The sequence below is a fragment of the Nocardiopsis exhalans genome (assembly GCF_024134545.1).
Taxonomy (GTDB): Bacteria; Actinomycetota; Actinomycetes; order Streptosporangiales; family Streptosporangiaceae; genus Nocardiopsis; species Nocardiopsis exhalans.
The window spans coordinates 2,758,624-2,784,679 of the sequence record NZ_CP099837.1 but is presented as its reverse complement, the minus strand read 5'-3'; the positions used below and the strand labels follow the sequence as shown (position 1 = coordinate 2,784,679).

14 protein-coding genes are annotated in these 26,056 nt (G+C 73.9%); 1 reads left to right on the top strand and 13 read right to left on the bottom strand.

Features of this window, described 5'->3' with window-relative positions:
• Positions 1-56 precede the first annotated feature (56 nt).
• Positions 57-1,004, top strand: coding sequence for an NAD(P)-dependent alcohol dehydrogenase (locus tag NE857_RS12375; protein ID WP_254421111.1), 948 nt, complete (start codon positions 57-59; stop codon positions 1,002-1,004).
• Between the two features lie 146 nt (positions 1,005-1,150).
• Here NE857_RS12375 and NE857_RS12370 read toward each other — a convergent pair whose 3' ends face one another.
• The 13 genes from NE857_RS12370 to NE857_RS12310 are packed head-to-tail and all read right to left on the bottom strand — an operon-like array spanning position 1,151 to position 26,052.
• On the bottom strand, positions 1,151-1,921 hold the full coding sequence (locus NE857_RS12370; protein WP_254421110.1) for an alpha/beta fold hydrolase: 771 nt from the start codon (positions 1,919-1,921) through the stop codon (positions 1,151-1,153).
• Positions 1,922-1,950: 29 nt separating this feature from the next.
• On the bottom strand, positions 1,951-3,126 hold the full coding sequence (locus NE857_RS12365; RefSeq protein WP_254421109.1) for an acyl-CoA dehydrogenase family protein: 1,176 nt from the start codon (positions 3,124-3,126) through the stop codon (positions 1,951-1,953).
• Between the two features lie 21 nt (positions 3,127-3,147).
• The gene (locus NE857_RS12360; RefSeq protein WP_254421108.1) at positions 3,148-4,290 is read right to left on the bottom strand and encodes an acyl-CoA dehydrogenase family protein; all 1,143 of its coding nucleotides are present in this window, start codon (positions 4,288-4,290) and stop codon (positions 3,148-3,150) included.
• Complete coding sequence (locus NE857_RS12355; protein WP_254421107.1) at positions 4,287-4,559, bottom strand: acyl carrier protein; 273 nt, start codon at positions 4,557-4,559, stop codon at positions 4,287-4,289. Before NE857_RS12355 ends, NE857_RS12360 begins: the two co-directional genes overlap by 4 nt.
• A 4-nt stretch (positions 4,560-4,563) precedes the next feature.
• Complete coding sequence (locus NE857_RS12350) at positions 4,564-5,580, bottom strand: AMP-binding protein (RefSeq protein WP_254421959.1); 1,017 nt, start codon at positions 5,578-5,580, stop codon at positions 4,564-4,566.
• Positions 5,528-6,109 (bottom strand): AMP-binding protein, encoded by a 582-nt coding sequence (locus NE857_RS12345; protein WP_254421106.1) that lies wholly within the window; start codon positions 6,107-6,109, stop codon positions 5,528-5,530. The genes NE857_RS12350 and NE857_RS12345 overlap by 53 nt, the downstream gene beginning before the upstream one ends.
• Positions 6,106-7,743, bottom strand: coding sequence for a (2,3-dihydroxybenzoyl)adenylate synthase (locus tag NE857_RS12340; protein ID WP_254421105.1), 1,638 nt, complete (start codon positions 7,741-7,743; stop codon positions 6,106-6,108). Before NE857_RS12340 ends, NE857_RS12345 begins: the two co-directional genes overlap by 4 nt.
• Positions 7,740-9,137: a cytochrome P450 gene (locus NE857_RS12335; RefSeq protein ID WP_254421104.1), complete on the bottom strand. Its 1,398-nt coding sequence runs from the start codon at positions 9,135-9,137 to the stop codon at positions 7,740-7,742. The genes NE857_RS12340 and NE857_RS12335 overlap by 4 nt, the downstream gene beginning before the upstream one ends.
• A 26-nt stretch (positions 9,138-9,163) precedes the next feature.
• On the bottom strand, positions 9,164-9,916 hold the full coding sequence (locus NE857_RS12330; protein WP_254421103.1) for a thioesterase II family protein: 753 nt from the start codon (positions 9,914-9,916) through the stop codon (positions 9,164-9,166).
• Entirely contained in the window at positions 9,913-11,052 is a 1,140-nt protein-coding gene (locus NE857_RS12325; RefSeq protein WP_254421102.1) for a Gfo/Idh/MocA family oxidoreductase, read from the bottom strand. Before NE857_RS12325 ends, NE857_RS12330 begins: the two co-directional genes overlap by 4 nt.
• Complete coding sequence (locus NE857_RS12320) at positions 11,049-12,194, bottom strand: saccharopine dehydrogenase NADP-binding domain-containing protein (protein WP_254421101.1); 1,146 nt, start codon at positions 12,192-12,194, stop codon at positions 11,049-11,051. The genes NE857_RS12325 and NE857_RS12320 overlap by 4 nt, the downstream gene beginning before the upstream one ends.
• Complete coding sequence (locus NE857_RS12315) at positions 12,191-17,719, bottom strand: non-ribosomal peptide synthetase (RefSeq protein ID WP_254421100.1); 5,529 nt, start codon at positions 17,717-17,719, stop codon at positions 12,191-12,193. The genes NE857_RS12320 and NE857_RS12315 overlap by 4 nt, the downstream gene beginning before the upstream one ends.
• Positions 17,716-26,052: a non-ribosomal peptide synthetase gene (locus tag NE857_RS12310; protein WP_254421099.1), complete on the bottom strand. Its 8,337-nt coding sequence runs from the start codon at positions 26,050-26,052 to the stop codon at positions 17,716-17,718. Before NE857_RS12310 ends, NE857_RS12315 begins: the two co-directional genes overlap by 4 nt.
• Positions 26,053-26,056 lie beyond the last annotated feature (4 nt).

The window sequence follows — 26,056 nt, the reverse complement described above, 5'->3', positions numbered from 1 at the left end:
ACCCGTAAGGCGTATGTTGACGATAACAGATGACTTACAGGTGTAAGGGAGCTCCCATGAAGGCCGCGATCGTCGAGAGGTACGGGGCTCCGGACGTGGTCCGCCTCGTCGAGTCACCCACCCCCGAACCACGGGCCGGGCAGGTGCGCGTGCGAGTGGCCGTCACGGCGGTCACCGCGGGGGACGCCCGGATCCGCGGCGCCCGCTTCCCCAAGGGGTTCGGCCCGCTGGCCCGGCTGATGTTCGGGGTACGCGGCCCGCGGCGCAAGGTTCTGGGCAACGTGTTCTCCGGGACCGTGGACGCCGTCGGCGCGGGGGTCACCGATCTCTCCCCCGGGGACGAGGTGTGCGGCATGACCGGCCCGGGGATGGGCGCGCACGCCGAGTACGTGGTGGTCGCGGCCGCAAGGGCCGTGCCCAAGCCTGCCGGGGTGAGCCACGAGGACGCGGCCGGGGTGCTGTTCGGCGGGACCACCGCGCTGTTCTTCCTGCGGGACAAGGCCGCACTGGAACCGGGCGCCTCGGTACTGGTCAACGGGGCGTCGGGGGCGGTGGGCACCAACGCCGTCCAGCTCGCCAGGCATTTCGGCGCGCGGGTCACCGGGGTGACGAGCACACCCAACCTGGCTCTGGTCACCGAGCTGGGCGCCGAGCACACCGTCGACTACACGAGCACCGACCTTGCCTCCCTGACCGAGCGGTTCGACGTCGTCCTGGACACCGTCGGCAACCTCTCCCCCGCCTCCGGACGCGGACTGCTCAACGGCGGCGGAGTACTGCTCCTGGCCGCGGCCGGGCTGTGGGAGATGATCCGGGCCCGCGGGAACGTCCGAGTGGGTGCCGCACCGGAGCGCCCCGAGGACTTCGCGCTCCTGCTGGGTCTGGTGGCCGAGGGGCACCTCACCCCGGTCACGGATCGGATCGACCCGATCGAGGAGATCGCGCAGGCCTACCGGCGGGCGGACTCGGGCCGCAAGGTCGGCAACGCGCTGATCCGACCCTGAGTCCGCAGCACCACTAACCGCCCCGCCCCGCCAAAACGTGCGGCCGACCGGCTACCCAACAGGCACTCACGCGCGGGCAGGATGGAGCCTGTAGGGGTGACGGTTCGCGAACAGGCCGCCGTAACCAGGCACGACGCGGCCCAGGCTCACACGCCCGGCTGCTTCTCCAGCCCCAGGACGAAGGCGTTGACCTCCTCGGCGGTGGTGTCGGGGTGTTCCAGGTGAGGGGCGTGACCGCAGTCGGGGACCTCTACCCGGTGGACCGGGCCTCGGATCCCGGCCTCGATGGCGCGGAGCTGGGCCGCGGTGCCGTACCGGTCGTGCTCGCCCTGGACGAGCAGGACGGGGCAGTCGACGTCCGACAACTCCTCCTCGATGTTCCAGTCGCGGAACCCCGGCGACAGCCACACTCCCGACCAGGACCGGAACACGCCCTCGGGGTCGTCGTGGTACAGGGCGAGCTTGCGTGCCAGGCGGCCCTCGTCGAAGGCCGACACCGCCGAGGAGACACCCTCTACGGTCTCCGGCTCGACGAACACGTGCGGGGCCATCGCCACCAGCCCGGCCACGGGGTACCGCGCGGCGTGGAGCAGGGCGATGGACGCGCCGTCACTGTGGCCGACCAGGACCGGCCGCTCGATACCGAGCCCGGCGGCGAACTCCGGGAGCGCCCGGTGGGCCTCCTCGTGCAGGTAGTCGGCACTGCGCGGTACGCGCAGCGGCTCCGACCCGCCGTACCCCAGGCGGGAGTACACCACGGCCGTGCGGCCCGTGGCCCGCGCCACGCGTTCCGGCAGCCGCGACCACGTGGCAGCGCACCCCAGTCCCTCGTGCAGGAAGACCAGGCTGCCCGGCCCGGGTTCGCCCCCGACCACCCGGAACTCGACCGAGCCCTCCGACAGAGTCGCGCGCGGCACCCGTCACCCCCTCCTCCGTCGCGGTTCGTTCACCAGTCAAGGCCGTCGGCGTCGAACATGTCGTACCCCAGCGCGGCCCTGCCCACGTAGTCCAGGCACGCGTCCGGTTTGGCGGGCATCACCGAGCAGAACGCCGTCTCCCGCCGCAGGCGCTCCAGTGCGCCGCCCCGCCGCAGCGCGGCGGAACCGCAGACGCGGACGGCGTCGGCCGCCAGGCGGGGGCCGAGCTCCCCGACGGCGTACTTGGCCGCGTGCACCGCGGTGTTGGCCCCCACAGTGCCCCTGCGCTCGTCGACGCGCCGGGCCGCCTCGTACACCAGGGCCCGGGCGGCGTCGACCGCCACGCACAGCCGGCCCACCTCGGCGCGGACGGCCTCCGAGGCGCGGCGGCGTTCGTCCCCCGCGACGTGGGCGACCACCTCCCCGCGGATCGCCTCGCACATGCCCAGGTAGGCGCCCGCGTACCCGGCCGCCATCCAGTGCGGCTCACGCACCAGCTTGAACAGGGACATCCCCTCCACGCCGAGGAAGAGCCGCTCCCGGCCCACCTCCACTCCGGTCAGCGTCATCGCGGCGGTCGCGGTGGCGTTCAGCGCGGCCCCCTCCCAGTAACCGCCGAACGACACCCCCGGCTGGTCGCGTGACACCACGAAGTGGGAGACCTCGTCAGCGTGCTCGGAGCCCTGCGGGCGGGCGGTCACCACGTAGTGGTCGGCGACACCCGCCAGGGAGACGAAGGACTTGGTTCCGTCGATGACGAACCCGGTCGGCGTCCGGCGGTAGGTCGCCCGGATGCCGCGGAGCCTGGCCCCCGTCCCCGGTTCGGAGACGGCCGAGGCGAACATGCGCCCGTGCTCGACCACCTCGTCGAACACCCAGTCCCGGAACCGGGCCGCGGCGGCGGGCAGTTCGGCCCCGGCCGACTCGCACAGGCCGCCGATGGCGACGTTGTGCATGTTGAACCCGAGCGCCACCGAGCCGTCGCCGGTGGCCAGGGTCTCCAGGGCGCGCGTGTACTCCAGGAAGGTCATCCCCTCCCCTCCCGCGGATCGGGGAACCAGGAGCGCGAGCATCCCGGCCTCGCGCAGGGCCGTGTAGGCCGCGCGCGGATCGGCCCGGCCCTGGTCGATGTCGGCAGCTCCGGGAGCCAGCCCTTCGGCGGCGGCCCTGATCCGGTCCTCGGCCGCTACGTGGGTGGTGGTCATGTGCGTTCCCTCGTCCTTCGGTCAGTTCTCGACGGGCAGCCCGAGCCCGCGGGCGACGGAGACGCGCAGCAAGTCGTCGGGGCCGGCGTAGACGGAGGCCGCCATGGGGGTGGCCAGGTCCGCGGTGAGCCCGGATTCCTCGACGAAGGAGCGCACGCCGCCGAGCATCGCGGCCCACCGGGTGAAGGCCTGGTGGTCCTCGGCCACGGAGATCTTGGTCAGCGCGGCCTCGACGCCGACCGCGGCCGGGCTCTCGCCCGCGTCCAGGCGTGCGGCCATCGCGTAGACGAGCCTGCGGGAGCGCATCAGGGCCAGGGCCATGTCGGCCACGCGGGCGGCGACCAGGTGGCTCTCCCCCATCCGACGGCCGAAGTGGCGCCGGGTGCGGGCCCACTCGACGGTGCGGTCCAGGACGCGCCGCATCGGCCCCAGCGCGTAGGCGGGCAGCAGGGCCCGCTCCCAGGCCGTCGTGGCGTTGAGCACGGCCAGGCCCGCGCCCTCGCGTCCGACCAGGGTTCGCGGACCGAGCCGCACCCGGTCGAAGTCCAGTGCCCCCATGGGCACCTCAACGAGCGCGGTCTTGGCGAAGGGCTCGCTCCTGCTGACCCCGGGCGCCGACAGGTCGACCAGGAACGGGGTGAGCACGAACGGGTGCCCGCCCTCGGAGGTACGGGCGAAGACGAGCGCGGTGTCGGCGACCGGCGCGGCGGTGACGTAGGCCTTGCGTCCGGTGAGCACGTACCCGCCGTCGTCGAGCGGTTCGGCGCGTGTGGCCATCGACAGCGGGTCGCTGCCGCCCCCTTCTTCGGTGAGCGCGTGGCACAGCAGGGCCGCCCCGCCCTCCACGTCTCCGAGGGCGCGCCACTGCCCGGGGGTCAGGATAGACCGCAGCGGTGCCTGCACGCCGAACCTCTGGGAGGTGAGCGCGTAGGTCAGCCCGGCCCCGGCCCCGGCCCGGCCCACCCCCTCCAGGGCGGCGACCTCGCGGGTGACGGGGCCGAGCCCTTCGGCGTCCCCGCCCGCCGCGACGGCGCCGGTCAGGGCCCGCCACCGGTCACGGTAACCAACGCCCCGGCAGCTCTCGAGAGCGAACGCGGCCCTCTTCGAGGCGTCGGCCACCGCCGCCTCGATCTCCGGGCTCTGCACCAGTACGTCGTCTGTCACCACACGCTCCCGGCGCCGGCGCCGCGGACCTCCCCGACCGCCTTCCACAGGGCGGCGGGCGTGCGGAAGTTCGCCGCCACCACCGCCTCCTCGGGGAAGGCGATGCCCAGTCGCTTCTCGACCCGGCTGACGATCCGCATGATGGTCAGCGAGTCGAGCAGTCCGGACACCAGCAGGGGCGTGTCCGGTCCGATCTCCCCGTCCGCTACGGCGTGGGACTCGCTGACGGCGTCGCGGATCTCCGCGCACAGGGCTTGGACGTCGTCCACCTGATCACTTCCTCGTCGTTGGGACCGCGGCCAGGGCCTGACGGTCGGTCTTGCCCCGGGAATTCAGCGGCAGGGCGCCGGTGAACACGATCTGGTCGGGGGTCATGGCAACGGGCAGGGCGGCGCGCACGGACCGCTCCACCTCGGTCTCGGGGGCCCGGGCCTCGACGTGGAGCATGATGCGTCCGCCGCCGGGACCGCCCGGTGTCCACGTGGCCGCGCACGCCCGGACCTGGTCGAGCCCGCCCACGACGGCCTCGATCTCGCCCAGGTCGATCCGGTGTCCGCGCCGTTTGACCTGGTGGTCGCGGCGGCCACGCAGGTGGAGGCGGCCCGCGTCGTCCCGGCAGGCCAGGTCCCCGGTCAGGTAGGCCTGCCGGGCCACCCCGTCGCCGCACACCAGCGGCACCGTGGCGGGGTGTGCTCGGCGGCCGTCGAGGTAACCGCGGAGGACGGAGGGTCCGACCACCGCGATCTCGCCCTCGTCCGCCGCGACCGCGCCGGAGTCGTCGACCAGCTCGACGCGGGTTCCCGGCAGGGCCGTGCCGATCGGGGTACCGTCCTTCTCCGTCCAGTCCGGCGGCAGCCGCTGGAAGGTGCACACGTTGGTCTCGGTGGGGCCGTACAGGTTGTAGAAGGCCGCGCCGTCGAGGAGGCCGGTGTAGCGGCGCAGGGCCGCCAGGGGGAAGGGCTCGCCCGCGAACACGACCAGCCGCAGGTCGCGCGGGGTCCGCTCGGCGATTCCGCCCCGCTCCAGCATGGCCGTGTACAGGGTCGGCACGGCGTACAGGACGGTGATCCGTTCCCGGCCGAGCCAGTCGACCGCGTCCCGGGGGAAGGCCTTGTACTCCTCGGGCATGACGCACACGCACGCTCCGGCCAAGGCTCCGCCGAAGAGGTCGAGGGTGCTCAGGTCGAAGGTGAGCGAGGCCTGCGCCCCGATGCGGTCCCCGGGGCCGATACCGAGTTCACCGACCGCCCAGTCGGCGAAGTACCGTACGTTGCCGTGGGACAGCAGCACGCCCTTGGGGCGGCCGGTGCTGCCTGACGTGAACAGCAGGTAGCCCCCGCCGGGGGTGCGCGGGGCGGGCGCCCCGGGGGTGTCCAGGGGCACGACGGGGAATCCGGCGGCCTCCCGAACGGGTCCGCCACCTGCCCGCTCGGCACGCGCGCACACGCTCGGCCGCGGCGGCGGTTGCGGGTGAGGCGACCAGGAGGGCCAGTCCGGCGTCGGCCATGCGCGCCGTGCGCTCGACGGGGTCGGTGACCTCCAGCGGTGCGGCGACGGCACCCAGGCGCAGCAGGGCGTGGATCACCGCGACGGCGTCCAGGCCCCTGTGCTGGTACACGCCGACGTGGTCGCCCTCGCGTACCCCCGCGCTGGCCAGGGCCCCGGCCAGGTCTGCGACCAGTGCGTCCAGTTCCGCGTAGGTGCGGACGCGGTCGCCGTCGCTGACGGCGGGGCGGTCGGGGTACTCGCGTGCGGCGGCGGACAACAGGGCGTCGAGGCGGGTGGGCCGCCCAGTGGTACCCGTCGGACCGGCGTTCATCGGGCCGCTCCTTCCGCTGTCTCCGCCAGGAGCGCGGCGAGCGCCTTCTTGTCCGCCTTCCCGACCGGGGTGAGCGGCATGGCGTCGAGCGCGCGTACCTCGTCCGGCACCTTGTAGGCGGCCAGTCCGCGCTCGGCGAGGAAGCCGACGAGGTCGCGGCGGGTCGGTGTGCCCTGTCCGGTGGTCTCGACGAAGGCGACCGAGCGCTCACCGAGCACGGGGTCGGGCGCGGGCACCAGGGCGGCGGAACGGATCGTCGGGTGGGCGGCCAGATGCCCCTCGACCTCGGTGGCCGCGATCTTCTCCCCGGCCCGGTTGATCTGGTCCTTGCTGCGCCCGGCCACGATCAGGTGGCCCGTCGGAACTCGGCGGACCCGGTCGCCGGTGCGGTAGAAGCCGTCGGCGGTGAAGCTCCTGGCGTTGTGCTCGGCCGCGCGGTAGTAGCCGCGCAGAGTGTAGGGGCCGCGGGTGAGCAGCTCGCCGACCTCGCCCTCAGGGACTTCGGTGCCGTCATCGTCGACGACGCGCACCTCGTCCGCCTCGGAGATCGGGCGGCCCTGGGTGGTGGTGACGATCTCCGGCGGGTCGGTGGGCCGGGTGAGGCAGATCAGCCCCTCAGCCATGCCGAAGATCTGCTGAACCGTGCAGTCCAGCTCGGCGACCATCCGCTTGGCGACGTCGTCCGCCAGGCGCGCGCTGCCCACCTGCAGGATCTGCAATGTGGACAGGTCGGCGGCCCCGGCGGCCGCCTCCTCCAGCCAGAGCGGGGCGAGCTGGGGATTGATGGAGGTGACGGTCACCCCCTCGGCCTCGACGAGGGACTGGCACAGCGCCGGGTCCGGGTCGGGCGCCATCACGACGGTGCCGCCGACGGCGAGCGCGCCCAGCACCCCGGGGCAGTTCATCGTGTAGTTGAACGCCACGGGCAGAACCGCGAGGTAGACGGTGTCGGGGCCGAGCCCGCACACCTCGCCCGCGGCCCGCGCGTTGTAGAGGTAGTCGTCGTGGGTCCGCGGGATGAGCTTGGGCAGGCCGGTGGTGCCGCCCGAGAGCAGTAGCAGCGCCATGTCCCCGGAGCGGGCCCCGTGGGGCGGGAGCGGCTCGGCCGGGCGTGCGCCCTCCAGGTCGGAGTAGGCGGTGAAGCCGTGATCCCCCGGGTCGCCGACCACGATCACGTGGCGCAGCGACGGGGCGGCCCCGCGTACGGTCTCGGCGAGGTCGCGGTGGTCGAAGCGCGCGTGGGTGTCGGGGATGACGTACGCGGACGCCTCGCTGAGGCGGGCCAGGTGGGTCAGTTCGGCGTGTCGGTGGCCGGGCTGGGTGTGCACGGGCACCGCGCCGATCTTGGCCAGGGCGAACCACAGGACGAGGAACTCGGCGCGGTTGGGCAGCTGGACCAGCACCCTGTCCCCGGCGCCGATGCCCAAACCGGTCAACCCGTGGGCGACGCGCACCGCCCGCGCGTCCAGCTCCAGGTAGCTCAGCCGGACGCGCTCGTCGACCACCGCGGTCCGGTCGCCGTGTTCGTCGGCGAGCCGGGTGAGGTGGTCGGCGTAGGTCTCGCCCCTCCAGTACCCGGCGGCCCGGTAGGTGCGGGCGTCCTCTTCGGGCCAGTGCGCCATGTCGGCCGTCATACCGTCGCCTCCTCGTCCTTGTTCGCCTCGTGCGTGCCGGTCACCAGGACGGTGAGCCCCTCCTTGGGGCGCATCCCGATCAGGCCGGAGGGGTGGGCGCCCTTGCGGGCGAGCCACAGGTCAGCCCGCCGGACGACCTGGGCGATCGCGGTCTTGACCGCGAGGGTGGCGAAGGCGGCGCCGACGCACCGGTGCGGGCCGCCGCCGAAGGGCAGGTACTCGTGCGGGCGCGGTTTGCGGTAGCCGTCGCCCGAGGGGTCCCAGCGGCCGGGGTCGAAGCGCAGGGGGTCGGCCCACACCGAGGCGAGCCGGTGCGTGTGGTAGGGGCTGAAGACGATCTTCGATCCCGGGCCGAAGTCGTGGCCGCCGAAGCGGAACGGCGTGGCGGTCATCCGTGAGGCGACGACGGTGGCCGGGCGCAGGCGCAGGGTCTCGCGGACCGCCCGGTCCAGCAGGTCCATGCGCTCCACGTGCTCCGCCCCGAGCTCCTCCCCCGCCGGGGCGTGCTCGCGCACCTCCTCGGCGAGGGCCTCCCACACCCGACGGTCCGCCAGGGCCTCGTAGAGCGTCCAGACGAAGGCGGAGGAGGTGGTCTCAGCGCCCGCTTCCAGGAGACTGATCAGCTGGTCGGAGAGCTCGTCCTCGGTCAGGCCGGCGCCGTCCGCGTCCCGGCTTCGCAGCAGCGTGCCCAGCACGTGGTGCTCGGGGTCGCCGCCAGCCTCCCGGTAGCGGGCGATCTCCCCGGCCACCCAGCTCTGTACGTGGGCGCGCGCGGCCAGGGCGCGCTTCCAGGACGGCAGTCCCAGGCTCTGTACCCGGCGCACGAGGGAGGAGGTGTCGATGGCCTCGTGGACGGTCTGGAGCCGGGCCTGGAGCGGGGCGTCGTCGGCGACGGCGCGGGAGCCGAACAGGCTCTGGATCGTCGCGCGGCGCAGCGCGGTCCGGAAGGCCCCGCTCACCTCGACCACGTCCGCGCGTTCCCAGGTGTCGACCACCCGGTCGACGTGCGCGCGCACCGTGGCCACGTGGGCGTGGACCGCGCGGGCGGTGAACGCGGGCTGGACCAGGCTCCGCAGGCGCCGGTGCCGCTCGCCGTCGTTGACCAGGAGCGCTCCGGGGCCCGCCAGCGGCACCAGGCCCTCGAAGGCCCGGCTCCAGCTGAACAAGTCGGTGTTGCCCAGCACGAACTCGTTGGCCTCCGGTCCGAGCAGCAGGGCGAACCGGATCGGGCCGGTGCCGACCCAGGACACCGGGCCGTTGCGGTCGTGGAGCCGGTCCATGGCGGAGTAGGGGTCGGTGGAGAAGTCCTTGAGGTCGCCGATCTGGCCGAGGCGGCTCCGGAGGCGGGTGATCGGGTCGGTGGGGACGCGGAGTCTGGTGGTGGTCGGTGCCAACGGCTGGTCCTTCGGTTCGGCGGGGGTCATCGGATCGGCCGCCCCAGGGCGTCGGCCACGATGCCGGTGACGGCGACGCGGTGCTCGACGAGGTAGAAGTGGTCGCCGGGAAGCTCGACGGTGCACCCCTCTCCCCGGGTGCGGTGGGCCCAGTCGCGGGCCTGGGCCGTGGTCAGTTCGGTGTCCTTGTCGCCGACCAGGGCGGTGATCGGGCAGTCGAGCGGTGCGGCCCGGCGCGGCGCGTAGGTCTCGATCAGCTTGTAGTCGTTGCCCATGGCCGGCAGGACGATCGCGGCGAGCTCGCGGTCCTCCAGCAGCGCGGCGCTGTCGGGGTTGAGCCGGACGATCTCCTCGGCCATCGCCTGCTCGCCGCGGGTGTGCAGGTCCCCTTGGCGGTGGTGCTCGGGCGGCTGGCGGCCCGAGACGAACAGGTGCTCGGGCTGCGCGAAGCCCAGGTCGCGCAGGCGCAGGGCGGTCTCGTAGGCGACCGCGCCGCCCATGCTGTGGCCGAAGAGGGCGTAGGGGCGCGCGGTCAGCGGCGCGATCTCGGTGGTGACGCGGTCGACGGTGGTGTCCATCCGGTCCACGAGGGGTTCGGTGAGGCGGTCCTCGCGGCCGGGGTACTGCACCGCGTGCACCTCGACCCCGGGGCCGAGGAGGTCGGGCCAGGCCCGGTAGGCGCTCGCCGAGCCGCCCGCGTGGGGGAAGCACACCAGGGTGAGCGCGGCCGAGGGGCGGGGCCGGTGGCAGCGCAGCCACCGGTCGGTGCGGGGGCTCATACCCGGCTCCCTTCCGGTGCCGTCTGCGCGGCCCGCTCCGCGAGCAGGTCGGGCAGGGGCACCGGTTCGGGGGTCGGCGGGTCCAGGAGCACGGGCGGGCCGATCCGGCCGGAGACGTCGTGCCAGACGTCGGTCACGGTCAGCGCCCACTGGTCGGCCGCCGCGGCGCGGACGGAGTCGTCGGCGTCGGCGCGCAGCTCGCCCAGTGCGGTCCGCACCGCGCCGGGCCATTCCTGGTCGAACACGTCGTGGTAGGCGGGCCCGGAGGCGGGACCCAGCGGTTCGGTGCTGGGCACGGCGAGGCGCTCGGTGCCGGGGCCGGCCATGATGAGCCGGCCGGTGCCGTCGCGTTCGCTGTGCATGCGCGGGCTCCACAGCACGGGCCCGTGGGTGTCGGCCAGGGTGAGCACGCCGCCCTCGAAAGCGACGGAGAGCCGGTGCAGGAGCAGGGCGTGGTTGTCGGGGTCGGAGGGGGCGATCTGGTTCTGCACCCGCAGGGACACCGGTGTGCCGCCGACGACCCCGTGCAGGTGGGTGTAGGGGGCAGCGGTGTCGGACAGCGCCTCCAGATCCGCCGGGACGGGGTCGGGATCGGCGAACCGCCAGGGCCGGAACCCGCCGAGGGTGCGGCCCATGACGTCGATCAGGGGGTAGAGGACCTGGCCTCCGGCGGCGGCGTCGACGAACAGGGGCCGCTGCCTCTCGCGGAGCAGGCGGGCGGCGTCAAGGAAGCGGCGGACGGCCGCCAGGTGCGGGTAGAAGGCGTTGACCCGAAAGCGTGCCTTGGACTCGTGGGAGGCACGCAGGCACGCGACCAGCTCCTCGGGGTGGAGCAGGTGTTCCTGAAGGACGTGAACGCCCCGGCCGAGGAGGCGCCGGGAGAGTTCGGAGCCCGCACCGCCCGCCACCGAGGCGCGGACGACCACGCAGGCGATGTCGGTGTCGTCGGGCAGTTCGTCCACGTCGGTGTAGGAGGGGACCCCGTAGGAGTCGGCCAGGTCGTGGGAGGCCGTGCTGCCGCGGGACAGGATTCCGGACAGTTCGAGGTCGGGTGCCTCGTGCACCGCCTGGAGGTAGACACGGCCGAAGGATGTGCCGCACACGACGGTCCTGGGGCGGTCGGGTTGGGTGGTCAAAGGCTTCCTTCCTCGATCGGGAGGGCGTGGTCGCCGCCGTCGTGGTCGTGGACGTCCAGCAGGGGCAGGGTGCCCAGCCGCCGGGCGCCGTGCAGGGTCGGTCCCGGGTCGAGGACCTCGTCGGCGAAGTGGAGGCCGGGCGGCACCGCTCCGTCGAGCACGGACCGCGCCGCCAGGACGGCCGTGGCGGCGGTCAGGCGGAAGCTGCTCGGAGTGCGCAGCACCGCCGTGCGGGTGACCTCTGGCGTGGTGAGGGTGAAGGCCATGAGGTAGTAGGGGTTGTTGTGCCCGAGGTCGAGCTCCCCGGCGGCCCGGACCTGTTCGACCGCCGCGGCCAGGGCGGCGGGGTCCCTGGAGACGTGTCCGCGCAGGCGTCCCAGCGCGGGCCGCAACTGGGGGCCGGTGAAGACGTTGAACCACTCCAGGGAGGCCAGGCCTGCCGACCGTGCCAGCCGTTCGCAGTCCGCGGTGAGGTAAGGCATCACCGTGACCCGCCCTGGGAAGTAGGGGACCTCGGTGTCCTGCTCCGCCGACAGGGCGCGCGGGACGCGGCGCCCGCCGCGCCAGGCGGCCAGGGCCTCGCCGTACCAGTGGTCGCCTCCGGTGCCGTCGGCGCCGTCCACCGAGAGCACCAGGTCGCCGGCCGCGGCGGGGCTGAACCGTTCGATACCCCCGGCGTACACGCGCAGCCGGGCCCCGGACAGGTCGTCGCCGCCCAGGTGGGCGGGGACGAGGTTGGCCAGGCCGGGGAGCATCCCGGCGGACAGGACGGCGACGCGTCCCCCTTCGAGGAGGTCGCTCCCGCCGAGCAGGCGGTGGGCGGGTCCGTCGCCGGACACGTCGACGTAGTCGGCGCCCGCGCCGAGCGCGGCCCGCGCCACCCGGTCCAGCAGGAGGTAGGAGGGGCCCGCGCAGTTGAGCACCAGGCGGGCGCCCTCGCAGAAAGCGGCGAGCGAGGCCGGGTCGTCGGCGTCGGCCGGGACCGCTCGGGCCCCGGTCTCCGCGGCGACCAGCCGGAGCCGTTCGGGGTCGCGCGCCCCGGCGCGCAGGTCGGTGACCCCCAGCCGGCGGAGCAGGTCCAGTGCGGCCCGGCCCACGATTCCGGTGGCGCCCAGCACCGCGACGGTGCCCGGGCCGGTCACTGGCCGCCTCCGGGCACGGACGCACCGGCAAGGCGGGCGCCCAGGTCGGGCGCGTGCTCGGCCGACACGCATCCGAAGTGGTCGCCGGGGATGTCGTGGACGGTCGGTCCGCCCACGCAGACGCCCTGCCAGAACGCGGCGACATCGGCGCGGGTCCCGGGGAGCAGGGTGGAGGACTCGCTGTTGCGCAGCAGCGTCACCCGCCCGGCGTAGGGGGCGGGGCGGTGCCGCGACACCGCGTGCATGCTCTGGCGGAACACGCCGAAGTAGCGGGTGAACTCCTCCAGGGAGTGGCGGCCGGAGTTGTAGGCCCCTCCCCCGGTGGCGGCGCGGTGCAGAGCCGACAGGCGCTCGTTTGAATCACGGCTCTCGTGGGCGCGGAAGGCGGCGCCCACGGCCTCGTGGGGGCCGTCCAGGGCGGCCAGAGCCCCGGCCGGTATCCGGTCGGGTGTGCGCTCCAGTACGGAGCGAATAGCGGCGGCGCACCGGTCGGCGTCGGCAGGCAGTCCGGCCGCGGCCAGGTCCGCGCCCACGGACAGCGCGAAGACGTACTCGACCATCGACTCGTCGTGGACGGCGGGCGGCTGGTAGGAGCTGATGACGGTCAGGTCCTCGACGGTGGCGCCCGCCTCGGTGAGGCCACGCGCGACCTCGGCGGCCAGGAGCCCGCCGACGCAGTAACCGGCGACGCGGAACCGGTCTCCGGTGCGCAGCAGCTCCCGGGTGTAGTCGGCGGCGAGCCGGTCGACGACCGTTTCGGGGGGCAGGTCCAGGTAGCGGTCCATGTCCTCGATCTCCAGGCCGATCAGGTCGCCCGGGTACAGCGACCGCAGGTGCGGCAGGAGCGGGCTGTAGGGCTGGAGGGTGCCGGTGCCGCCGTGCACGAGCACCAGGGGTGCCGCCGCGCCATCGGTGCGCGCGGTGCGCGGAGTGAGGCGGATCAGGGGTGACGGTGCTTCCCGTGGGGCGCCCGGTGCGGTGTCCCGGGTCGCACGCAGGTGGTCGGCAAGGCCCCGGACGGTGGCGTCGCGCAGCATCTGGCGCAGCAGCTCCTGCCACTCCAGTGCCGCGGCCTCCGGTTCGCGTTCCCTGAGTCGGCCCACCATGCGGGAGAGCAGGAGGGAGTCCCCGCCCAGGGAGTAGAAGTCCTGGTCGCGCCCGACCCGCTCGGCCCCCAGCATTTCGGACCACAGGTCCGCGATGCGCTGTTCCAGGTCGTCGGCGGGTTCCTCAACCTCCTCGGGCTCGCCCGCGCCGTCGCGGTCGGGTAGCCAGCTGGCCAGCGCGGCACGGTCGGTCTTGCCGTTGGCCGAGCGCGGCAGGGCGTCGACCAGTTCCAGGTGGGCGGGCACCATGTGTGCGGGAACCTGTTCTGACAGGTGGGCCGCGAGGTCCTCGGTGGTGGTGAGGTGGCGGTCGGTGTTGAAGCGCGCCACGAAGACCCCCTGGCCGGAGGAGGACAGGGCGTGGTCGGCAGGCGGCAGGCACACCGCCTCGGCGGCGCCCGCCTCCGTGAGCAGCCCCATCCACTGGTCCCGGGTGAGGAACGCCTGGTCGGTGTCCTGACGCAGGTCGGTGAAGCGGGTGAGCTCGCTGAAGAACTCGAACTCCATGGACACCAGCAACGGGTAGTTGTGCTGCTTGGTGGGTTCCAGGAAAACCAGCCACCCGCCGGGGGCCAGGACCTCGCGCAGGCGGGCGAGCACCTCCCCCGCGTTCCGTGAGTTGTGCAGCACGTTGGCGCACAGGATGACGTCGGCGCTGTTGGGAGGGGTGCCCTGGGAGCGCGCGTCGGCGTTGATGTCGAAACGGCCGTAGCGGACCCAGGGGTAGGCGGCGAAGGCGGTGCGCGCCTCGCCGAGGAAGAACTCCGACAGGTCGGTGAACCGGTAGTCGGGTTCGAACTCGGCGAGCGCGGGGATCAACTCGGTGCTCGTGCCGCCGATACCCGCCCCGACCTCCAGGACGCGCAGCCGCCGGTTCCCCTGCTGGCAGGCGATGGCCCGGACGCTGTCGATGACGATCCGGTGCACACTGTGCCCGACGAGGTTGTCGCGGTAGACCGCGCCCGCCGCACCGACGCGGCCGTCGGGGAACAGCAGCTCACGTACGTCCAGGGTGCCCCGGACGAGCTCGTCCAGCCGGTCGGCGCACGTGCGGATGTAGTCCAGGGTCTCCTTGCCGTAACCCACCTGCTCGTTCAGGTCGAAGACCCGATCCCAGGCGCGTTCGACGGCCGGCGCGTCGGCGTCCACGAGCCCGCGGTAACGGCCGGTGGCCTCGTCGAGGGAAACGGCGCCCGCGTGCACGAGCGCCCCCATCCACCTGCGCAGCAGCCCGCTCTGGGAGGCCGCGACGCCGGTGGCCTCGGCGATGGCGGGGATGTCGTGTCCGGTCTGCGGGTCGGTGAAGAGCCCGTCAGCGCGCAGCCGTGCGGCCATCGCGGTGACGGCGACCTCGTCGACCGCGCGCATCAGCGCGGTGAAGCCGTCACTGTCGATCTCGGCCTCCACCCGGTCGGCCGCGGCTCGCGCGGCGGACAGGACGGGGGCGGTGTCGGGCAGACCGCAGACGCCCGGCGCGCTCACCAGGGCCTCGGCGAAGCCCGCCAGGCGGGCGGCTCCGCGATCGCCGTCGGCCAGCACCGCGGCGTCGGCGACTGCGGGGTGTGCGCGCAGTGCGGCCTCGATCTCACCGAGCTCCACGCGGTGGCCGCGGATCTTGACCTGGGTGTCCTCTCGGCCGAGGAACTCGATGCTGCCGTCGGAGCGGTAGCGGCCCAGGTCTCCGGTGCGGTACAGGCGCTGCCCGGTGTCGGGGTGGGTGATGAAGCGCTCGGCGGTGCGCCGCTCGTCGCCGAGGTAGCCCTCGGCCAGGCCGGTTCCGCCGATGTGGAGTTCGCCGGGTACGAGCTCGGGGCGGTCCTGGAGGGTGTCGTCGAGGACGTGGAAGGTCTGGTTCTCCAGCGGGGTGCCGTAGGGGATGCTGCGCCAGGCCGGGTCGACCTGACCGATCGGGTGCCAGATGGACCAGATGGCGGCCTCGGTCGCCCCTCCGAGGCTGACGATCCGCAGTCCGGGCAGGTGGGCGCGGACGCGGTCGGGCAGGTCGACGGGGATCCAGTCGCCGGAGAGCAGGGCCAGCCGCAGCGAGGACGCGTCGGCGTCCGGGGCGGTGTCCAGGTAGTCCTGGAGCATCTGGAGCTGGGCCGGAACGGTGTTCCACAGGGTGATCCGGTGTTCCCGGACCAGGTGCGCCCAGTGGGAGGGGTCACCCCGGCGGTCGGGGTCGGGCAGGACGAGGGTGCCGCCCGCGCCGAGGACGCCGAAGACGTCCCACACCGACAGGTCGAAGCCGAGTTCGGCGATGCCGCACACGCGGTCGCCGGGGCCGGCTCCGAAGCGGCGGTTGACGTCGTCGACGGTGTTGGCGGCGGCCCGGTGGCTGACCACTACGCCCTTGGGCGAGCCGGTGGAGCCGGAGGTGTAGATGACGTAGGCGGGGTCGCCCGGATCCGTGCCCGGGGCCGGCACCTCGGTGAGGGTGTCCGGGGCGGCGGGTGCCCGCCCCGGCGCGGTGTCGGCGCGTACGGAGCGCACACCGGCGGGCAGGTCGCGGTCGGCCTCGTCCGCCTCCCGTGTCAGGGCCAGGCGTACCCCGGCGTCGCCCAGGACCCGGTCGCGCCGGGCGGTGGGCCAGGCCGAGTCGCAAGGCAGGTAGACGCCCCCGGCGAGCAGGATCGCGAGCACGGCGACGACCTGGTCGGGGCTCTTGTCCATCACGACGGCGACCCGCTCGCCCGGAACGCATCCGGCCTCGCGCAGCAGCCCGGCGGTGGTGGTGGCGCGCGCGGCCAGTTCCGCGAAGGTGAGCACGCCGGCGCCGCCGACCACGGCGGGCGCGCCGGGGTCGGTCTCCGCACGGGCCAGGACCGGCGTGTGCAGCAGCCGCTCGACCCGTTCGGCGCGGGTGTCGTTGGCACGTCGGCGGCGGTCGCGCTGGTCGGCGGGGAGAGCGACGGGGTGGCGTGCCCGCCACGCCCCGTCCCCGGTGGCCAGCCGCGCCACGAGGTCGGCGAAGGCCCCGAAGGCGGCCTCGGCCAGGCCCTGCTCGAACACGCCCCGGCGTACGTCCCAGCCGAGCAGGAGTCCGCCCTCGTGTTCGGTCACCTGGCAGTCGAGCCAGACCTGCGGTGTCTGGGTGAGGCCGCGCAGGATCCGGCCCAGGGGGCGTTCGGCCTCCGCGCCCGCGTCCATCCCGAGTGTGCTGGTGAACACCACCGGCATCAGCGCGGGCGAGCCCTGGCGGCGGGTCAGCTCGGACAACACGTCCACGCCGGTGAACAACCGGTGGTCGAGGTCGTCGAAGAGGCGGTCGGAGATCCGGCGGACCCGGTCGGTGAAGGTGTCCGCCTCGTCCAGGTCGACGGCGAGCAGGTTCACGGAGGTGAAGTCGCCGATCAGGGAGTCGACCCGCTCGTGCAGCGGCAAGCGGTTGAACAGCGGGAGGTTGAGGGTGAACCGACGGTGGCGGCTCCACCGGCCGACGGTCTCGGCGTAGGCTCCGAGCACCGCGGCGGAGGGGGTCACGCCGTGGGCGGCGGCCCGCTCGCGCAACCCCGCCAAATCGGTTTCGGACAGGTGGCGGTGGAGGCGGTCGAAGCGCACGGGCCCGGTCGGGGCGAGGCCGTCGGCGGTGGGCAGGGCCGGTGCGGACGGCAGCTCGTCCAACCGCGCCATCCAGTAGTCGCGGTCGCGTTCGTGGTGCGGGCCGCCGCGCGCGCCCTGCTCGGCGAGCACGTAGTCGCGGAAGGTGGGGCCCTGCTCGCCGGGGGCGGCGCGCCCGGTGTCCGCGCCGCGTACGAGGGCGTCGAGCTCGGCCAGGAGTGTGCGCAGGCTGGCGGCGTCGATGACCAGGAGCTCCACCGCCAGGTGTAGGACGGCGTCGTCGTCGGTGCGGGTGACGCGCAGGGCGAACAGCGGCCACTGGTCGGTCTCGCCCAGGCGGCCGGTGAGTTGGTCGCGCTGGGCGTCCAGGTGCTCCCGGACCCGTTCGGGCGTGGCACCGCGCAGGTCGCTCACCGGGACGTCGTAGTCGGGGACTTCGGGCAGGACACGCTGGTGGCCGTCGCCGTGCACGACGGCGCGCAGCATGTCGTGGCGGCGCACGAGCACGCGCCAGGCGTCGGCGAGGCGCCCGGGGTCGATCCCGGGGAAGGCGATCTCCAGGTAGCTGACGCAGGCCACGCCGCCGTAGGCGTAGGCCTGGTGGCGTCCGAGCAGGTAGGAGGACTGCACCTGGGTGAGGGGGAAGGGGTCGTGGCGGTGCTCGGGGTCCGGGACCAGGGAGCCCTCCAGCGGGTCCCGGGCCAGGTACTCCAGGAGGGCCGCCTTGTGCTGGGTGAGCTGGTCCCGCCGCTCCTCGGTGAGCACGCCCCTGGGCGCGCGGAAGCGCAGTGCGCCCTCGTCGGCCCACAGGCGTACGCCCAGCTGCTGGAGCTCTCCTACCAGTGCGCTGACGTTCACAGTGCCCCCTCCTCGGCGTCGTCGGCCGAGTTCCGTTGGTGGTCGATCTCCTCGGCCATGGCGGCGACCGTGGGGTCGGCGAAGAACGCGCGCAGCCGGAGCGTGGTTCCGAAGGCGCGGTCGGCCTGCTGGATCAGGCGGGTGGCCGCCAGCGAGTCCCCGCCGAGGGTGAAGAAGTTGTCGGTGCGGCCGGCCGGTGCGCGGCCCAGGACCAGGCCCCACACGTCGGCGAGCGCGTGTTCGGTCTCGGTCCGGGGCGGTTCGGCCGCCCGTGGCGGCCGCCCTGGTCCGGCGCGTTCGACGAGCTGGGCCCGGTCGACCTTGCCGTTGTCGGTCAATGGGAGGTCGGCCACGGGCACGATGTCGGGAACGGCGTGGGCCGGGAGCCTGTCGGCGAGGAAGCCGGGCAGTTCGGCCAGCACCGTCGCGCCCGCGGGTCCGTCCGGCTGGACGAACGCGACCAGGCGCTTGGAGTCGCGGTCGCCGACCGCGACGCACACCGCCCTGGCCACGGCCGGGTGCGCGGCCGCGGCGGCCTCGATCTCGCCGAGCTCCACGCGGTGGCCGCGGATCTTGACCTGGCCGTCCTGGCGTCCGAGGAACTCCAGGGTCCCGTCCGGCCAGTACCGGCCCAGGTCTCCGGTCCGGTACCAGCGCAGGCCGTCGCGTTCGACGAACCTGGCCGCGGTCAGCTCCGGGTCGCCGCGGTAACCGCGGGCCACACCGGTACCGCCGATCCACAACTCACCGGCCACCCAGTCGGGACGGTCACGGCCCTGGCCGTCGGTGACACGGAAACGCTGGTTGCGCAGCGGGTGTCCGTAGGGGACGGAGGTCCACTCCGGGGCGAGGTCAGCGGTGTCGAAGGCGTTGGACCAGATGGAGGCCTCCGTGGCGCCACCCAGGGCGATGAGGCGGCAGTGTCCGGAGGAGGCCTCGGCCAGGCGTCCGGGTAGGTCCACGCCGACCCAGTCGCCGGAGACGAGGGCGAGCCGCAGTGCCTTCGGCAAGCCGGGGTCGCTCTCGGCGGCGGTCAGGAGCATGTCGAGCACGGCGGGGACCGAGTTCCAGACCGTCACGCCGTGGCGGTGCGCCAGCTCCAGCCATCGCTGCGGGTCACGGCGGTCCTCCTCTTCGATCAGGGCGACGCCGCCGCCCGCCGCGAGCAGGCCGAACACGTCGAAGACGGACAGGTCGAAGTCGGCGGCCGACACCGCGAGCACACGGTCCCGGCCGGTCACGCCGTAGCGGGAGAGGACGTCGTCGAGGGTGTTGACGGCGCTCTCGTGGGTGATCTCCACACCCTTGGGCTCACCGGTGGAGCCGGAGGTGAAGATGACGTAGGCCAGGGCGTCCGGCAGCGTCGGCACGGGTGCGTCCAGGCACCGGTACTGGTCCGCGGCGGCGACGTCGACGCGGGTGAGGCCGTCTCCGTCCCCGCCGCCCGGTCCCGCGGTGCCGTCGTGCAGTAGGACGGCGGCGCCTGCGGTGGCCAGGATGCGCTTCCTGCGCACGGGCGGCTGGTCCACGGCGACGGGCACGTAGGCCCCTCCCGCGGCGAGGACGCCGAGCAGTGCGGCGACCTGGGACGGGCCCTTGGGCAGGCTCACCGCGACCGGGTCACCCGGGCGCACCCCGTGGTCGGCGAGCAGGGCCGCGATCCGCAGGGTCCAGCGCGCCAACTCCCCGTAGGACATCGCCCCGTCCTCACCCCACAGCAGGGCGGGACGGTCGGGGTCGCGTTCGGCCTGGTCGAAGAAGCCGCCGTGCAGCAGGCCGGAGTGCACGGTGCGCGGGTCGGGTCCGGCTGTGTCGTTGACCCGCGCGCGGACGGCCCGCTGGGGTTCGGGGAGCCCTTCGGGGGCTGGCGCGTCCCAGTCGGCGTCGGCCAGCTCCGTCAGAAGGCGGTGGTAGGCCTCCAGCATGGCCTCGACCGTCCCTTCCGGGAACAGCTCGTCCACCGAGTCCCAGCTCAGCAGCAGCCCGTCGGGCAGCTCGATCACCTGGTGGTCGAGCCACACCTGCGGGGTCTGCGACCGGGTCAGATCGGGCCAGCGCACGGAGCGCGCCAGGTCGTCGTCCACACCGAGCATGCTGGTGAACACGACCGGGACGGGCTCGGCCGGACCGGCCTTCTCCTTGGCGAGTTCACGCAGGACCCGTACCGCGGAGACGTCCTGGTGATCGAGGTCGCGCCAGACCTGTTCCTGGAGCCTGCGGGCGCGGCCGAGTCGGCTCTCGCCCTGCTCGGGGCGGTCGGCGACCAGGAGCAGCGAGGTGAAGTCGCCGACGACGCGGTCGATGTCGGGGTGCACGTCGCGCCGGTCGAACAGGGTGAGGTTCACCGTCAGGTCGCGCTCGGCGCTCCACCGTCCCAACACCTCCGTGTAGCAGGCCAGCAGCACCACGCTGGGGGTGAGCCCGTGTTCGCGGGCCTTCTCCCGGACCGCCTTCCAGGTGAGGGAGTCCAGGCGCGCCTCACGGCGGGTGAACCGGGGGCGGCCCACGCTCTCGGGTGTCGTGCGCAGCGGGAGCCGGGGGCCGGGCGGCAGTTGCGCCATGCGTCCCCGCCAGTAGGCCAGGGCCCCCTCCAGTGCCTCGGGGGTGGGCGCCGCGCTGAGGACGTAGTCGCGGAAGGACACACCGATGGGAGGCAGTGCGGCATCGGGGTCGTCGTAGAGCCGGTGCCACTCGGAGAACAGCACCAGGATGCTCAGCCCGTCGGTGACGAGGTTGTCGAAGGCCACGGCCACGCGGGCGCGGCCGTCCGACGCGCGCACCACCCGGATGTCGAACAGGGGCCAGGCGGCGGCGTCGATGGCGTGCCCGCACATGCGCTCCCGGACGTCCTCCAGGGCGGCGTCGAGGTCGTCCCCGGCGTCGGTGACGGAGATGCGGTACTCGGGGACCTCGGGCAGGATCCGCTGGGTGCCGTCGGGTGAGACGACGGCGCGCAGCATCTCATGCCGGGCGATCAGCTGATTCCACGCTCGTTCCAGCCGGTCGGTGTCCAGGCTGTCCCACTCGTACTCGTTGTAGAGCTGGGCGCCGATCCCGCCGAGCGCGAAGTCCTCGGACCGGCCGAGCCAGTAGGCGGCCTGCACGTCGGTGAGGGGGAAGGGCTCGTGCCGCCGCTCGGGGTCGGCGCGCAGGACGGGGCCGTGGTCGGCCTCTCCGCGGGTGACGGTGGCGGCGAACCCGCCCAGGGTCGGGTCGGTGAACAGCCGGGCCAGTTCGGCGCCCTCCAGTCCCTCGGCCCGCATCCTGCTCATGAGGCGGGTCGCGAGGATGCTGTCGCCGCCCAGGGCGAAGAAGCCGTCGTCGCGGCCCACGCCCTCCACTCCCAGCAGGTCCGCCCAGATCCGGGCGACGGCGTGCTCGACCGGAGTCAGGGCGTCGGGGTCGCCGGTTCGCTCCGCGGGAGCCGCGGGCCGCGAGGCCGGGACGGTGCGTGCGGCCTCGTGGGCCTCGTCGCGCAGCTCGCGCCAGGAGGGCGGCAGCGGGGGCACGGGCGCCGACCAGTCGGTGTCGGCGTCGGCCAGGCGCTCGACCAGGGCGACGTAGTCGTCGAACATCGCGTCGAGCACCCCCTCGGGGAAGAGCTGGTCCACGGCGTCCCAGTCGACGGTGGCTCCGCCGCCGGCGGACGCCACCTTGTTGTCCAGCCAGACCTGGGGCGTCTGGGTGAGGCCGTAGATCTGGTCGGGGAAGTCCTCCGACAGGTCGAGGGACACCTCGTCGTCGCCGACGCCCAGGACGCTGGTGAACACCACGGGCATGGCGGCGGAGGCAGCGCCGGAACGCCGGGCCAGTTCGCGCAGGATCCACACGCCCGAGGCCTCGCGGTGGGACAGGTCCTGTGCCTGGCGCTCCTGCAGGCGCCGGGCGGTGTCGGCGAAGCCCTCCCCCGGCTCGGAGCCGTGGCCCACGAGCAGCAGCGAGGCGAAGTCGCCGACGACGCGGTCGATGTCGGGGTGCACGTCGCGCCGGTCGAACAGGGTGAGGTTCACCGTCAGGTCGCGCTCAGCGCTCCAGCGCGCCAGCACCTCCGTGTAGCAGGCCAGCAGCACCACGCTGGGGGTGAGCCCGTGTTCGCGGGCCCGGTTCCTGAGCGCCTCCCAGCGGTCGGTGTCGACACGGTGGGGCAGACGGGTGAACACGGGTGCGTGGACGCTGGCGGGGTCCTTGGCCAGGGGCAGGCCGGGCGCGGGCGGCAACTCGCCGACGCGTTCGCGCCAGTACGCCTCGGCGCGTTCGCGGCGGGCGGGGTCGGGTTCGGCCTGGAGCACGTAGTCGCGGAAGGACAAGCCGATCGGGGGCAGCTCCGCGTCCGGGTCGCGGTGGAGGCGGTCCCACTCCGAGTACAGGACCATGATGCTGCGGCCGTCCATGACGATGCTGTCCAGTCCGACCAGGAGCCGGGTACGGTGCTGTCGGCCGAGCTTGTAGCGCACCGCACGGATGTCGAAGAGCGGCCAGGCCGAGGTGTCGGCGACGTGGTGCGAACGGGACTGGCGCGCCCGGTGCAGGGCCGTCTCGGGCCGGTCGCCCGCCTCGGTGACGGCGATGCGGTACTCGGGGACCTCGGGCAGGATGCGCTGGGTGCCGTCGGGGCCGATGACCGCGCGCAGCATCTCGTGCCGGTTCACGAGGCGGTTCCACGCCCGTTCCAGGCGGTCGGTGTCCACGTCCTCCCCGTCGAATTCCAGGTAGAAGTGCGATCCGACACCGCCGAGGGGGAGCCGCTCGTCGCGGCCGATCCAGAAGGCGCGCTGCACGTCGGTGAGGGGGAAGGGCTCATGCCGCCGCTCCGTGTCGGCGTGGAGCTCGGGGCGGGTCTCAGCGGTGCCGGGGGCCAGGAGTGCTGCGAAGTCCTTCAGGACAGGCCGGCGGAAGAGGTCGACGAGCTCGGCTCCCGTCAGTCCGGCCTCGCCGAGCCGGCGCATCAGGCGGGTGGCGAGCAGGCTGTCGCCGCCCAGGACGAAGAAGCCGTCGTCGCGGCCCACGCGCGGCGCGTCCAGGAGGTCGCGCCACAGGCGGGCCAGGGCGTGCTCGACCGCTCCGACGGGCTCCTCGAACGCGTCACCGCCGCCGCCCCGCTCCTGGAGCACCCGGCTGAGGGCCTTGCGGTCGGTCTTGCCGTTGGAGGTGATGGGGAAGGCGTCCAGCACGACGAGGTGCTCGGGCACCATGTAGCCCGGGACTCGCTCGGCCAGCCAGGCGCGCAGTTCGGCCGGTTCGGTGGCCTCGTCCGCGACCACGGCCGCGGCCAGCTGGCGCGAGGCGTGTTCGACGACGGTGGCGATCGCCCGGTCCACCCGGGGGTGCTGGGCGAGCAGCGACTCGATCTCGCCGAGTTCGATGCGGTGGCCGCGGATCTTGACCTGGTGGTCGGCGCGGCCGAGGAACTCGATCGTCCCGTCGGGCAGGTAGCGAGCCATGTCGCCGGTGCGGTACCAGCGCTGGCCGTCGTACTCGACGAACTTCTCGGCGGTGCGCTCCGGGTCGCCCCGGTAGCCGTGGGCCAGTCCCCGTCCGCCGACCCACAGTTCGCCGGGCACCCAGTCAGGGCGGTGCCGTCCGGTGGAGTCGGCCACGCGGCAGGTGACACCGGGCAGGGGCCGCCCGTAGGGGACCGCGCGCCAGTCGGGGTCGACCTCGCCCACCTCGCACACGGTGGCGTGGATGGCGGCCTCGGTCATCCCTCCCAGGCCCGCGAAGCGGCAGCCGGGGGCGAGTGCGCGCAGGCGCGACGGCAGGTCCACGGTCACCCAGTCGCCGCCGAGCATGACCAGACGCAGGGTGTCGCCCAAGCCGTCCTCGGCCCCGGCGACGATGAGCATGTCGAGCAGGGCGGGAACGCAGCTCAGGACGGTGACGTCCCAGTGGCGGACGAGCCCGGCCCAGGCCGCGGCGTCCCTGCGCTGGGCCTGGTCGGGGACCACGACGCCGCCGCCGCAGGCGAGGAAGGCGAACAGGTCGTAGGCGGACAGGTCGAAGTCGAGTGCCGACAGCGCGATCGTGCGGTCGTCGGGGCCCACGTCGAAGAGCGCTTGGACGCCGTCGACGGTGTTGGCGACCGCCCGGTGCGGGACCGCCACGCCCTTGGGAACGCCCGTGGAGCCGGACGTGAAGATCACGTACATGACGGACTCGGGGTCGGCGGGGAGCGGGTCCGGCAGCGGTTCGTGGTCCGCGGAGTCGGCCACGGTCACCGCCGACAGGCCCTCGGGCCCCTCCCCGGCGGCGGTCGCCTCGTCGGTGACGACGAGCGCGGCTCCCGCCGCGCGGTGGACCTGGGCACGGCGGGCGGGCGGTACCTCCACGCCCGAGGGCACGTAGGCGGCCCCGGTGGCGAGGATGCCGAGCACGGCGACGGCCTGGTCCGGGCCCTTGGGCAGGGTAACGCCGACGCTGTCGCCCGGGCCGACCCCGCGCTCGCGCAGGAGGCAGGCCAGGCGGCGGGCGCGCAGTGAGAGCTCCCCGTAGGTCATCGAGCCGTCGAAGCCCCACATCAGGGCGGTGCGGCCCGGTTCGGCCCGGGCCAGGGCGAAGAACCGCTCGTGCAGGGGCACGGCCTGTGCGTCGGCGGCAGGAGCCGGAGCGGGCTCGGTCACGGGCGCGGGTTCGGCGGTGGCGCCGGGACCGGCGGCCCCCACCAGGGCGCGGGCGCGGCTCTGGTCCGCGGTCAGTTCGACCGGCACCTGCTCGCTCCAGGCGTCGTCGGTGGTCAGGAGGCGGTCCATCAACGCGGTGAACGCGTCGAACATGGCGTCCAGCAGGCCGGGCGGGAAGACGGAGTCGCGTGCGTCCCAGTTGACCAGGACACCTCCGTTGAACTCGGTGACCTGGGCGTCCAGCCACACTTGGGGCCCCTGGGAGATGATCCAGGACGGCTCCCCGAAGACGCGCCGCACCTGCGGGCTGAACAGGTCGCCCAGGTCGAGCGCGCTGGTGTAGACGACGGGGGCGAGCACGCGTTCTCCCCCCGCGGCGCGGCTCATGTCCCGCAGGACCTCCACGCCGGTGTACTCGGCGTGGCTCGACGCCTCCCGTAGCCGGTCCTGGAGGCCGTGGGCGCGCTCGGCGAAGGAGGCGGGCGCGGACAGGTCGACGTCGAGCATGACGGAGCTGGAGAAGTCGCCGATCAGGCGGTCGACGTCCTCGTGCAGCGGTTCGCGGTCGAAGACCGGCAGGTTGAGGATGAAGCGGTCGGTGGCGCTCCAGGCGCCGACGACCTCGGCGAAGGCGGTGGCCAGAGCGATGGAGGGGGTGAGTCCCCGGGCGCGGGCACGCTCGCGCAGGGTCTGCTTCTCCTCGGTGGTGAGCAGTCGGTGGCGCCGGGTGACCGTGGGCGTGCTCCCCCGGTCGGAGCGCACGGGGAGCTCGGGTGCGCCGGGCAGGTCGTCGAGGCGGTCGAGCCACCACTGCCTGGCCTCTTCCCGGCGCTCGTGCCGGACCTGGGCGCGGTCGGCGAGGTAGTGGGGGTAGCCGTAGGAGATCTCGGGGAGGGGCTGCTCGGAGAGCTCGTAGTGGTGCAGGAGGTCGGCGAGCAGGGTGCGCAGGCTGAAGGCGTCCGCGGCGACCATGTCGAGGTTGACGTGCAGGCGGGTGGCGCCGGATCCCAGGAGGGTGAGCTGGACGTCGAAGACCTCCCCGGCGCCGATGTCCATGATCCGGTGGGACAGGCCGGAGCGGATCTCCGCCAAGCGCGCGTCGGTCTCGTCGTCGGACAGGCCGCGCAGGTCGTGGACGGTCAGGCCGGGCCAGTGGCCCTCCTCGGTGATGCGCTGGGTGCCGTCGGCGCCGATCACCACCCGGAGCATGCCGTGTCTGCGGACCAGGTGCCGGACGGCCCCCTCCAGGCGCCGGGGGTCTACGCCGTCGGGACCGGGGGCGTCGAGCTCGGTGTACAGGTGCGCGGCCACGCCGCCGAGGTCCTGGGCCGGGTCACGGCCGACCCAGAAGGCGTGCTGCATGACGGCCAGAGGGAAGGGGGCGTCGGGGTCGACGTCCGCCGAGGGCCGGGGGCCGGTGGGGCCGGGCTGCTCAGAACCCTGCCGGGCGAGGGCCCACCACGCGGCCGGTGTGGGGGCCTCGGCGAGGTCACGGTAGCCGACGCGGACGCCGTAGCGCCGCATGAGGGCGGCCATGCGGATGACGAAGATCGAGTCCATGCCGAGGGTCAGCAGGTCGGTGTCGTCACCGACCTCCTCGCTGGGCAGTCCGGTCAGTTCGCAGATCTGGGCCCGCATGTCGGCGACGGTGGCGGGCGGAGTACCCCCCGGGCCGTTGAGGCTGTCGGAGCGGGGGAAGGCGAGCTGATCGGGCATCACA